At 41.2% G+C, this 12,290-nt stretch carries 10 protein-coding genes; 6 read left to right on the forward strand and 4 right to left on the reverse strand.

Annotated features, from left to right (window positions below; translation table 11 throughout):
• Positions 1–20: 20 nt before the first annotated feature.
• From secD to LEPBI_RS06885, 4 genes are read left to right on the forward strand one after another with little or no spacing between them, the layout of a single operon-like run.
• Positions 21–1,955 (forward strand): protein translocase subunit SecD, encoded by a 1,935-nt coding sequence (secD, locus tag LEPBI_RS06870; protein WP_012388390.1) that lies wholly within the window; start codon positions 21–23, stop codon positions 1,953–1,955.
• A complete protein-coding gene (secF, locus tag LEPBI_RS06875; RefSeq protein WP_012388391.1) occupies positions 1,948–2,886 on the forward strand; it encodes a protein translocase subunit SecF in 939 nt (312 codons plus the stop codon). Before secD ends, secF begins: the two co-directional genes overlap by 8 nt.
• Before the next feature lie 10 nt (positions 2,887–2,896).
• Positions 2,897–4,189, forward strand: coding sequence for a bifunctional diaminohydroxyphosphoribosylaminopyrimidine deaminase/5-amino-6-(5-phosphoribosylamino)uracil reductase RibD (locus LEPBI_RS06880; protein WP_012388392.1), 1,293 nt, complete (start codon positions 2,897–2,899; stop codon positions 4,187–4,189).
• 3 nt (positions 4,190–4,192) lie between these two features.
• Positions 4,193–4,795, forward strand: coding sequence for a riboflavin synthase (locus LEPBI_RS06885; RefSeq protein ID WP_012388393.1), 603 nt, complete (start codon positions 4,193–4,195; stop codon positions 4,793–4,795).
• Between the two features lie 12 nt (positions 4,796–4,807).
• On the opposite strand, the gene LEPBI_RS06890 is transcribed toward LEPBI_RS06885, so the two are convergent.
• Complete coding sequence (locus LEPBI_RS06890; RefSeq protein WP_012388394.1) at positions 4,808–5,185, reverse strand: STAS domain-containing protein; 378 nt, start codon at positions 5,183–5,185, stop codon at positions 4,808–4,810.
• A 118-nt stretch (positions 5,186–5,303) separates the two neighbouring features.
• Between LEPBI_RS06890 and LEPBI_RS06895 the strand changes: the two genes are divergently transcribed.
• Positions 5,304–6,512, forward strand: a complete 1,209-nt coding sequence (locus LEPBI_RS06895) for a bifunctional 3,4-dihydroxy-2-butanone-4-phosphate synthase/GTP cyclohydrolase II (RefSeq protein WP_012388395.1) — start codon at positions 5,304–5,306, stop codon at positions 6,510–6,512.
• Positions 6,513–6,576: 64 nt separating this feature from the next.
• Here the strand turns inward: LEPBI_RS06895 and pdxH are convergent, their stop codons facing one another.
• From pdxH to LEPBI_RS06910, 3 genes are read right to left on the reverse strand one after another with little or no spacing between them, the layout of a single operon-like run.
• Positions 6,577–7,215, reverse strand: a complete 639-nt coding sequence (pdxH, locus tag LEPBI_RS06900) for a pyridoxamine 5'-phosphate oxidase (RefSeq protein ID WP_012388396.1) — start codon at positions 7,213–7,215, stop codon at positions 6,577–6,579.
• A complete protein-coding gene (locus tag LEPBI_RS06905; protein ID WP_012388397.1) occupies positions 7,208–8,065 on the reverse strand; it encodes a prepilin peptidase in 858 nt (285 codons plus the stop codon). The genes pdxH and LEPBI_RS06905 overlap by 8 nt, the downstream gene beginning before the upstream one ends.
• Before the next feature lie 18 nt (positions 8,066–8,083).
• The gene (locus LEPBI_RS06910) at positions 8,084–9,190 is read right to left on the reverse strand and encodes a pyridoxal phosphate-dependent aminotransferase (RefSeq protein WP_187148086.1); all 1,107 of its coding nucleotides are present in this window, start codon (positions 9,188–9,190) and stop codon (positions 8,084–8,086) included.
• Positions 9,191–9,271: 81 nt separating this feature from the next.
• Here LEPBI_RS06910 and LEPBI_RS06915 point away from each other — a divergent pair, with 81 nt between their 5' ends.
• Positions 9,272–12,289 (forward strand): AAA family ATPase, encoded by a 3,018-nt coding sequence (locus tag LEPBI_RS06915; protein ID WP_012388399.1) that lies wholly within the window; start codon positions 9,272–9,274, stop codon positions 12,287–12,289.
• Position 12,290: the final 1 nt, after the last annotated feature.

Below are 12,290 nucleotides of genomic sequence, written 5' to 3' on the forward strand. Positions count from 1 at the left end.
ATTTTTAGGAGCAAACCAACTTGCAATCGTATCGACTCTTACTTCTACCATTTTTCATATTAGTGGTATCCTTTACCATTTTGTATCCTAATTTTGCCGACCGAACTTTAAAAGTAGTCGTGAGAGAGGATGTATATTCCCTACCCGAAGCGGAACAAAAAACAGTCGTAGGTGGACTCTTTGAACGTTGGGAAAACGATTATGGAAAAAGTTCAGGTTGGACCATCGAACCAAAAGGTACGCTCCCTCCGAAAGAAAATCCATTTTATACTGTGAAGGGAAGGTTCATCACTTCTGCTAAAATCAACCAAATTTCTCAAGAGAACCAAAGTTTGGTGAATGAAGGCAAAAACAAATTGGAGCCAACTTGGATCGAAGATATGATCCGTGGTGGTAAGTCCTTGTCCATCAAACTGGGTCTCGACCTACAAGGTGGAATGCGAGTGGTGCTCAAAGGTGATTTCGAAGATTACACTGCCAAACTCCGAGACCTGTATGCAAAAGAAATCGCAGAACTCAATTTAACTTTGAACAATCCATTGGCAAAACCAGAAGAGAAGGAAAAAGCACAAAATCGTCTTTCGGAAATCGAATCCAGTTTTGACCTTTCACCAATGCGTAAGATTGTTGAGTTAGAAAAGGCAAAGATGATTATCGACAATCGTCTTACGACTCAAAACCTTACAGAGCCTCAGGTGAGAATCCAAAAGGAACAAGATGCTATCGAAGTCTCGCTCCCAGGTGTTTCCAACTCAGCGGCGATCTTAGAAATTTTACAAAATACAGAAACTGTCGAATACCGATTAGAAGAACCAAATTCTTTTACTTATAAAAAAATCATAAGCGATAGTGAAAGTCGACTGATGGACCTTGGGCAAAGGGAAAAAACAGATATATTCCTCTTCCAAGAACTTGTGAAAAACAAAGCGGGGAAAAAAGCCCAAGATGAATTTTTAGCTGGGCTCGAAAAAAAATACAATATTCCCAAAGACTACAAAGTGTATGCAATGTGGGCCCGTGGTAATTCTGCCAAGTCAACCTTACTCCCTAGGAGTTTTGTTGTCCTCGAAAGAAAAATCGCTCTTTCAGGGAATGATATGACCAATGCACAACCATCTTATAATTCCAACTCATATGGATGGATGGTTAGTTTTACTTTAACTCCCAATGGTGCTGAGAAATTTTTTGATTTAACCTCAGAAAATCGAGGTCGTAACCTAGCCATTGTTTGGGGTGACAAAGTGATCTCCAATCCTGTGATCAATGACCCAATCGCTGGTGGTCGTGCCGAAATTTCAGGAAGTTTTTCTGAACAAGAAGCCATTCGTTTGGCAAACGTAATCTCAGAAGGTGCACTTCCCATTCCACTTTCGGTGCTCGAAATGCGTTTCATTGGACCTACTCTTGGGATTGAATCCATTGAAGTCGGTGTAAAGGCAGTGGCAATTGGATTTTTTCTCGTGATGGTTTATATGATCCTATACTACCGGTTAGGTGGTTTGATTGCAGACTTATCCTTACTTGTAAACATCATCATTTTGGCAGCACTTCTCACTTTGATGGATTTTACTCTGACCTTACCAGGGATTGCGGGGATTATCTTAACTGCTGGTATGGCAGTTGATGCGAACGTCATCATTTACGAAAGGATCAGAGAGGAAATTGAAGAAGGGCGCGCTTTGTCCATTGCTGTCACGAGAGGTTTTGAAAATGCATTCTGGACAATTATGGATGCAAACGTCACAACACTCATCGCAGGGATTTTAATGATCCGACTTGGAAACGGACCAATCAAAGGTTTTGCGATCACTCTTTGTTGGGGGATTGTGACGACTCTTTTCACTTCCTTATTTTTGTCTCGTTTGTTTATGGAACTGACTGTAAACCGATTCGGAGTCCACCATTTGAACCTAAGACCTTTTTTCTTTGGTAAAAAAGAGGGTAAACATGTATAATATCAACTTCACTAAGTATAAATACTTCACGTTAAGCATTTCCTTTTTGGTAATTGTTTTTGGATTTGTTGTCACATTTTCCAAGTATGGTGGGTTTGCTCACTCATTGGATTTTAACGGTGGCCTTCGAACCGTAGTAGAACTTCCGAAAGACAAATCACGCACTGACTTAGAATCTTATTTCCAATCGAAAAAAATTGAAGCAGTTGTCATCTTACTAGAAAAAGAGAAAAACATTTTTCAATTGGATGTGGGGCTTGGTTCTCTTTCCACGATAGAAACACTCTACAAAGAAATCCCAGAAGAAAAAAGGGAAACTTCTACATCTGCCATTGACAGGTTTGTACAATTGCTTCGTTTTGAATTCAGTCTTCCAAAAGAAAAAGTCCTTTCGGCAGACCAAGTGGGAGCTGTTGTTGGTGGGGAACTCACAGAAGTAGGGATCACACTTCTACTCACAACACTTGGAATCATTCTTTTGTATCTAAGCATTCGGTCTCAGTTTAAATTTGCGCTCGCATCCGCTATCGCACTCGTGCATGATATTTTGATGACACTTGCATTGATCGGATTTTTACAAATCAAACCAAGTGTTCCCATCATTGCCGCTCTTCTTACTTTGCTTGGGTATTCGATTAATGATAAAATTGTGGTATTTGATCGGATTCGGGAAAATGCTCATGGAAAAGACAACCTTGCCCTTTCCAATATCATCAATGTTTCGATTTCACAAACTTTGGGAAGGACCATCAATACTTCCTTCACTACCATGATTTCTGTTGTGGCAATCATTGTGGGTGGAGCGGCGGAATTGTATGACTTTGCGTTCATTTTGCTCTTTGGTGTCATTGTCGGAACCTATTCTTCCATTTACATTGCAGCACCTATTTCTGAGATCTACGACCGACTCAGGAAAAAAAGATTCGCATAACGAAAATTTGATGGATGTAGAGAAAAGGAAGGAACTTTATTCTCTGCATTCCCTTCTTGGGTTTCTTGCCATGGGTAAAACTGGCGGGAACCCACCTGTTTCTGCTGTTCTTACAAACTCCATTGGAGAGCCAATCGAAAAGGCCCACACCCAAGGTTATGGCGGAAATCATGCCGAAAGGGAATTGTATTCGTTAGTCGAACAAAAACATTCCCATTCCCAAATCCAAACTGACGAAAATTCCCTTTCCGATACCATTCTATCGGTGAGTCTCGAGCCCTGTACCCATTTTGGGAAAACACCACCTTGCCGTGATTTGGTGCTCCAACACAAACCAAAAGAACTCCTACTCGGTTGGAAAGATCCGAATCCCATGGTCCAATCGGGAGACTGGAAACTGTATTTGGAACAGGGAACCAAGGTAAGGTTGGATCCAATGCTTGCAAATACCTCACTTCCATATTTGCAAGGGTTTTTGAAACGAATGCAAACAGGGAAACCATGGGTTTGGATCAAATCAGCGACTAGCACAGAAGGAAATTACGTTTCCAAATCCTTCACAAAAGAAAGGGTGAGTTCTATAGAAATGGATTTGTATTTGCAATTGCTTCGCGCAAAATTTGATGCCGTTGCCGTTGGACCCAATACAACAAAAGTCGATGAACCTTCCTTACACTTTCGGATCACAGAAGAGATGATCCAATCCGTAGCACCTTGCAAAAGAGAAACGGAGCTGGTCCCTTTTTTTGAGGCGGCAACCAATCTCTTTTCTTCCCTTTGTCGATGGACAAAAGAGAGTGTTACGATCCATCAATTGGAAGAGGAACGATACCAACCCTACCGGGTTTTTGTTTTGGATCCGAATCGAATGCCAAGTGATCATTTTTTTACCAAACAAAGGGAACTGAATGAACGATTGGGAAAAAAACTTTGTCTTTTTTTTCTCCTTACCAATTCCATAAAAAAGAAAGACAACTTGTTTGGGATCTCTAGTCAAATGAAGGAAACATTGGAATCACTTTCGAACACTCACCTGATCTCAGTCAACCAGGATGAAGGGGATTTGTTTCTGAAGACACTTGGTAAATTGGGGATCAATACCTTGTTATGTGAGGCGGGAAGTTTTTTCCCAAATTTTCTAAAAGAAAGTTTCACTGACGAAGATTGTACTTTAGAGATTCGTAATCATAAAAAATCCATTCCTGACGGAATCCCTTTTGATTTCATTCATGAACCAATTGTTTCGGAATTTAGGGTTGGTTCCAATTCTGTATTTTTTCGAAAAACAAATAGGAGAGGTTAATCTATGTTCACTGGTCTTGTGGAAACACTTGGAAAAGTTGTCCAAATTGAACCGATTGACTCGGGAATCCAATTTACCATCCAAACGGAATGGGAAAATCCAGATTTGAAACTTGGTGACTCCATTGCCATCAACGGTGCCTGTATGACTGTTACCAAATTTTCCGATTTAGGGAATATATTCCAATTTTATGCATCTTTTAAGTCATTGGAACTTACCAACTTGTCTCGGTTAGGGGAGGGAACTCTTGTGAACTTAGAACGTGCTATGGCACTAGGGCAAAGGTTTGGTGGTCATATGGTCCAAGGCCATGTGGATGGAATGGCAAAAGTGGTCAGCCGTAAACAAATTGAAAATGAAGTAGAAGAGTTTTGGGTGGAAGTCCCAGAGGAACTTCGGAGATTTTTTGTCAAAAAAGGATCTGTGACCTTGGATGGAATTAGCCTCACCGTTGTTGACGTGAAGGACGGTAACATCCAACTCATCCTCATTCCAGAAACGATGCAAAAAACAAATGCAAATACTTGGAAGAAAGACCAACGACTGAATGTGGAAGTTGATGTCCTTGCCAAATACATAGAAAATTATTTAGCAGCGAGATCGTGAGGCAAAACCTACTTAATTTCGTTTTAACAGATCATCGATGTCGGAATCAGAATCTGCATCAACGTATTTGGATTGGAAATCGGAGGCATTCATAATCTCAAAAAACATATCCAATTTTGCTAATTTAAACACATTTTGGATCATGGGTTTCATACCCACAAGGAGGAGTTTTCCTTTTTTGTTTTTTAAGGAATTGAGGCTTTTGATCAGAGACCCAATCCCTGAGGAATCAATGTAATCAAGGCGACTCATTTCGATGGATACGAGGTTTGGGCTAGATTCAATGAGTTTGTTGAAAATGGACTCAAATTCTTCGGTGGATTCGATATCAAATTTTCCAGCGATTTCAATGGATTTGATCTTTCCTGTTGTGTTTAATTTCAGCTCCACATGCCCTCCGATCCGGAACATTTAGACAAAAGAAAAGGGAAAAATCAATGAATTTCTTTGGGAATCTTCTTTAATTCGGAACGGCTTTCAGAGTTTTAGTATATAGAGGCCTTTCCCTATGATACGTCCGATCGAAGAAGCAATCGAAGAAATCCGCCAAGGCAAAATGATCATCCTCGTCGACTCCGAAGATAGAGAAAACGAAGGCGATTTGGTCTGTGCCTCCCAATTTGCGGACAAAGACAAAATCAATTTTATGGCAACCCATGGCAGGGGGCTCATTTGTGTTCCTATGGAAAGAGACAGGCTTCAAAGTTTAGGCCTCGGGAAGATGGTAGATGACTTATCTCTTGGCGATAAACACGGAACTGCTTTTACCATATCAGTGGATGCAAAATTTGGTACCTCCACTGGCATTTCGGCGCATGACAGAGCCAAAACTGTCGAAGTACTACTCGATCCTAATACCAAACCAGATGACCTCATGCGACCTGGACATTTATTTCCCTTGCAAGCGGTAACAGGTGGTGTGTTACGAAGGGCAGGGCATACGGAAGCAGCAGTTGACTTATCAAAGTTAGCTGGTCTTTATCCGAGTGGTGTTATTTGTGAAATTATGAACGACGATGGTTCCATGGCAAGGATTCCTGATTTGGAAAAATTTGCAAAAACACATGGACTGAATATTTATACAATTGAAGACCTCATTCGATACCGCAGGCATAAAGAAAAACTCATCCACTTAGAAGTAGAAGCAAACCTTCCGACTGAGTTTGGTGATTTTAAAATCAAAGCATACTCTACCCAAATTGATGACAAAATCCATATGGCACTTGTAAAGGGAGACATCAATCCCGACAAACCAGTGCTTGTTCGTGTTCATAGTGAATGTTTGACGGGAGATATTTTTTCCTCTCAACGTTGTGATTGCGGACCACAACTCCACAATGCTCTTCGCATGATTGAAAAAGAAGGGAATGGTGTACTTTTGTACATGCGACAAGAAGGGCGTGGGATTGGGATCATCAACAAACTCAAAGCCTATTCATTACAAGAAGGTGGCCTTGATACAGTGGAGGCCAATGAAAAACTAGGATTTGCGCCTGACTTACGGGAGTATGGGATTGGAGCTCAAATCCTTCGTGACATAGGTGTGAAACAAATGAAACTCATCACAAATAACCCACGTAAGATTGTAGGCCTTGAAGGATACAACCTCCATGTGACCGAACGGGTTCCCATTGAAATTGATCCAATCGAAGAGAACTCAAAATACTTACAGACCAAAAAAACAAAACTGGGACATCTTTTGAACTTACACGGTTAAACGTTTTTCTGCGTTAAATTCCAATGTTCGAATTTGAGTAAATGTTTTCAAAAGAGACATTCATTTAAGGCGATAGTCTCGACCGAATCCAATTTTCGTTTTTCCGTTCGAATACAATTCGGTCATGGAGTCTACCCGCTCTACCTTGCCAAAATTCAATTTTGTTAGGAGATACCGAATACCCTCCCCAAGATTCCGGCATGGGTATCTCTTTCCCTTCCCATTCTTTCTCGAGAGTTTGAAACTTGGTTTCCAATTCTTCTCTAGAAACCACCACCGAACTTTGGTTTGATGTGAGGGCTCCTAGTTGTGATTCTCTTGGTCGGATTTTAAAGTAGGCTTCGGATTCTTCTTTTGGTATTTTTGTTACTGTTCCTTCGATACGAATTTGGCGTTCCATTTTGGGCCAAAAAAAAGTGAGTGCCACGTTCCGATTTTGTTCGATGTCCTTTCCTTTGTGGGAACTGTAGTTAGTGAAAAATTGAAACTCGTTTCGGATAAGGCCTTTGAGGAGTACAATTCGGACAGATGGTTTGCCATCCGTGTTCACTGTGGAAAGGCTCATGGCATTGGGTTCTAACTCTCCTTCTTCTTTGGCCTCAGAAAACCATAACGAAAAAAGTGCCAATGGATCAAAACCAGCTGTCTCTTCCGAAAGGACAGAACGTACGTAATTTGTGCGCATATGCGCTAAATCATTCAATGTTTCCATAATTTAAGAACCCCTCCCATTCATAATAATGGACGATTAGTTTGAAAAAAAAAGTAAAAAAGATTCCTAATGAAAAATAGAGTCCCATCGGAACTTTTTTCCCTTTGAGTGTTTCTCCTTTTTTTCGGAGGATCAAACTGAAGCCAACCGCAAGTAAGTATGCAGAATTGAAATACACGATCCAAAAAGGATTACCTGCGATGGAGGCAAAGATTGGAGAAAAGAGAACATCTCCTAGTCCCGTTCCACCACGTAACAAAAGATAAATGAGAAGGTAAAAAATTAAAAATCCCAAATACACATATAGATGCGAGAGCCCAATGGTTTCTTCGAATAAAAAATAATTGGAACCAAAACCAAATCCAATAAGGAAGGGTAGGTTTTCATAATCAAGGGAAAGTTTTTTCGAATCAGTCAACATTGCAATCAGTAGGTGACCAAAAAAAAACAAAAGGCAAAATGTCCCAAGTAATGATTCCGAAACATAAAATACAAAGATAGCTGTGAGTCCGAATAAAAACTCAGTGAGTGGATAAAGTTTTGGTATCTCCACTTTGCAATTGTTACATTTTCCTTTTGTGAAAAACCATCCGAAAATCGGAACCAAATACAACTTTGTTACATTTGTTTGGCAACTAGGGCAGTGGCTTGGTTTGGAAAAGATTACCTTCCATCGTTCTATCCCTTGGAATGTTTTACGACCTTTCTCATAACAATAATACAAGATTCTGTCGCCGAGTGTGGTGTAAAAACTGGCAAGGGAAGTTGCAAAAAAAAATAGAATCACATAAGCTAGTCCGGTGGAAAGAAAATACCAGTTTGATTCTACCAGTGATTCCATGTTCTTTTCATTATTCTCCTAAAATGATTCACTTTCTTTCGAAAGTTCTTGTAAGGCCTTCATCCCTCGTTTCAAAGTTTCCCACTCGGTTGCAAAAGATAGTCGCACAAAATTTTTGGCATCACAGAAGATAAACCCTGGAACAAGGATGAGGTCTTTTTTGACAGCACGTTTGATGAACTCTTCATCATCGCAAGGCACTTGAAAAAAAGAATAAAAAGCACCACCTGATTTTTGGATGGGGTAGTAGTCTTTTAAGGATTCGTAAACAAAATCGCGTTTTTCTTTATAATCCTGGATATAAGCCGTCATGTCTGTTTTAAGTGCTTCGATCCCTGCCCATTGGGTGATGGAAGGGGCACATACGACAGTGTACTGTTGTAAGGTGGTGAGTGCTTGGATGACCTTTTCTTCTGCAAGGATTGTGGCAAGCCTAAGACCTGTCATATTGTATGTTTTCGAAAATCCAGTGAGAGTGATGGTTTTTTCATACTCACTTCCGATGGAAAAAAACTTCTCATCATAGTCAAAGAGTTCATAAATTTCATCACTGATCAGGTAGGCTCCTGTGGATTCTGCCAGGTTTGCCAAAGCACGGAGTTGTTCTTTCGAAAACACTTTGCCTGTTGGGTTCGATGGATTGGAGAAGATGATGAGTTTGAATTTTCTGTTTTTCAGAGTTTCCAAATCTTTGGCTTCAAAGTTTTCGGAAAGGGGAACCAACTTCCCTCCATAAAATTTGATCATGGCAGGATACATCAAAAAATAAGGTGAGATCACAAGGCATTCATCCCCTTCGTTGATGAGAGCATTGAATAATAAAAACAAAGCAGAGGAAATTCCAGAAGTCACAAGGATTCGATCCTCATGTGCATACTGCATCTGATTTTGGGAACGGTATTTTTCTGCCATCGCGGTTTTTAACTCAGGAATTCCCGCTGTGAGTGTGTAAGAGGTTTTCCCTTCCATGGCTGCCCGATTCATCGCTTCGATGATGTTAGGTGGGCAAGGGAAGTGGGGTTGCCCGATACTCAGATTGATGGGGTTTTGGATGCTACGTGCAAGTTCGAAGGCTTTTCGGATGGGAGAGGAGTCGATCCCATTCATTCTATTGGCAAATTCCATGGAATCATCATGGTTTTTTGGGGAGGTACGGGTCAATAGAATTTGGTTTACAACCTACAATTGAGTAGAAATCTGAAGGATATGGAATTTGTAACCATCGCCGGCGTGAAAGTGCCAGTCCTTCCGCACTCAGAAAAATTTCCCGTTTTCCCTTCTAGTCTTGTTGAAACTGACTCGGTGAAACAAACCCTACAAAAAATCCTCTACCCCATGCTCGAAGGGATGCCAGTCCTTCTTGTCGGTGATGCGGGAGTGGGAAAAAATGCTCTTATCTATTATATCAATTCCCTACGAAAACAACCCACGCTTCGCTTTAGTTTTAATGAAGACACTCTCCCAGAAGATTTGATTGGATCCTACCGCATCCTTCTCGATGGGAAAGGTTTCACTTGGTCGAACGGTCCACTGACGAATGCACTTTCCGAAGGTCTTAGTTTTGTTGCCGATGAAATGAATCTTTGTGCCCCAAACATCATCAAACGGTTTTCTTCCGTGTACGAATCCAATTACCTAGACCTCTTGGAAGGCAGTGGGGAACGAGTGAAAGGGAAAACCGGATTTTGGTTCATTGGAACCCAAAACCCGAGTGAAGGATTTGAAGGTCGTAAACCCCTCCCATTTGATATCACAAAACATTTTGCCGTTGTTTATGTGGATCCTTATTCTCCGGATGAGATGTTTTTTATTTTAAAGAAACTGTATCCCATGCTTACCGAAGATGTGTTAAAACAAATCATCCGTATTAATATCGAATCCGAAAAACGAATCAAGTCAGGTGAGATTGGAAAAGGGGACTTAGAAAAATACCATTTTAATTTACGAACCCTTCAAAAGTATTGCAACCGTTTGGTGTTGTTTGGTGCAGGAGACAAAACGGTTTCGGTAAGAGAAGCTTTATATCTTTTTGAAGAACCATTCCGCAAAAAAGAAGATAAAGAAAAACAACGAGAGCTCATCGAATCAGAGTTTGGTGGCTCGGTGAAACTGGTTCCTACTAAAGGTTATGTACAGAACTCTACCATCTTCTGGAATGACAAAGAGATCAAAACTTGGGACGAAACAAAAACCATCTCCCTTCTCTCCAAATACCCAACTCCTGAACCCATCCTCCATTTCCTTGACCAAGTGTTCACGGCCATCCAAGCCAAAGAAAACATTCTCATTGAATACCGTGAGGACCAGGACCCGCAAGAATTTTTGCCACTATTCACCGAACTCACAGGCATTGAATTGGAATCCGTGATGTTATCCAAAGGGATGCATACCTCCGATGTGGTCGGTGCCCTAAAACCTACCGAAGAAGGAAAAATTGAAAGTGTCAATTGGGTGGATGGTCCACTCACACGTGCCATTCGAAAAGGCCATATCATCCTCATCTCAGGCCTTGAATCAGCAGGAGCCGAGCTTGTTGAAAAAATGAATATGTTAACCGATGATGCTCGTTCCCTCACTCTCCCTCCAGAGTCAGGGGAATACCTTCCCATCAAACTCACAGAAACTTCTGTTGTCTTTGGGATGAAATCCTTCCGAGCTTCCAAGTCGGTCACTACGATTTCACGTGCCTTCCGTAACCGTTTCACTCCCATCCTTTTTCCTGAACTCGAAGATGCCAAAGTTTTAGAAGAAATTTTAGAATTCTTTTTACCAGAAGGTGTACTGCCTCGTTCCCTCGCTCGTTTCCACCTAAAGGCCAAAGAACTTTCGGAAAAACGTACCATTGGTTCGGCAAACCTGATGCCTTACCGTTTTGGGATCGCAAACCTTCTCAAATGGAAAAACCATATCTACCGCTACAACCAAAAGGACGTAAAAGATATTGCGATCCGTGGGGGACAAATCTATTACACAAACCAAATTGCCGATCCCAAGGAACGAAAAGAACTAGAACGCCTGTTAGAAGGTTATCTTTCAGGTGTGGAAGTGGTCTCAACACTCTTCGAGGAAATCGAAGAGAAAAAAAAAACATTTACCACTGAGTCAGGTCTGAATCGAAAAAACTGGTGGGACCCAGAACTCCATAAACGGGACCCTCTCACCGGTGTAGCCAATAAATTAAACGCAGGCGAGGAAACAAGGCGAGGGATTGAGATCAATACCCCTGAAACAGGCGGTAGGGTCAAAGAAGGCCCCGATGCTTGGTATGGGCAAGACACACAAGGGAACCAAGGCCAAGGGGAACCGCAGGGCGGTGGTGGTGCTTGGGGGTACCGGACCGAAGAATTGTATAAACAATTCTTAAAAAAACGACGTCTGCTTTGGGATTATTCCATCATGGTGGGGCTCACTGAATTTAAATCCGTGTTTGGAAAAGAACTGGAAGAAGTGGAACTCAATTTAGAACAACTCTTTGATCCTGAAATCGACATCCACCGGATGTACAAAAACGAAGGTTCAAGGGTGGATGCGCGCAAATACATCTCCTACAAAAGTGGAAGGGGTGATACCAAAATCTTTGATAAAACCACAATCGAAAAGAATGATGAAAAACTAAAAGGGGTCGAAGTCACCTTCCTTGTATCAAAGTGCCGAAGGATCTTTAACTTTGAATATTCAATTGCGATGTTATCGGCTCTCCTTGTCAGTTTGCACATCTTAAATGAACATGATATCAAAACCAGTGTCCATACTTTCTGTGACATCAAAAATTCAAAAGATACTGTGGACATTTTTCATCTCAAGTCGGCCGAAGAAGACTATACCCCAGAGAAAGAAGAAGAAGTCTTCAGTGCCCTTTGCAAAAATTGGCAAGGGGACAGTATCCCTGAATACCAAGTCCTTTCTAATTGTGAACGTTACTTCTCCCCGGATGCCCAAACCAAAATCATCGTCATCCTTTCTGACTTCCGAGGCCAGCGGGCAAAAACCTACATTGAAGACGAACTTGCCTCTTTTGATACGAGAAAAATGAAAGAAGCTGTACTGAAAAACGAAGAGAAAAATTATGTATTTTTAGGGGTAGGACTTGGTTCGCGTTACATTGCCGAACATGTCTTCCACGACTCACTCCAAATCACGGCGGATAATTTTTATTCGATGCCAAATCTCATTGGAGCTGAAATTGCGAGACTCGTGCAAATCCACCATTCCTTGAGACAGTAAT

This window comes from Leptospira biflexa serovar Patoc strain 'Patoc 1 (Paris)', from assembly GCF_000017685.1.
GTDB lineage: Bacteria > Spirochaetota > Leptospiria > Leptospirales > Leptospiraceae > Leptospira_A > Leptospira_A biflexa.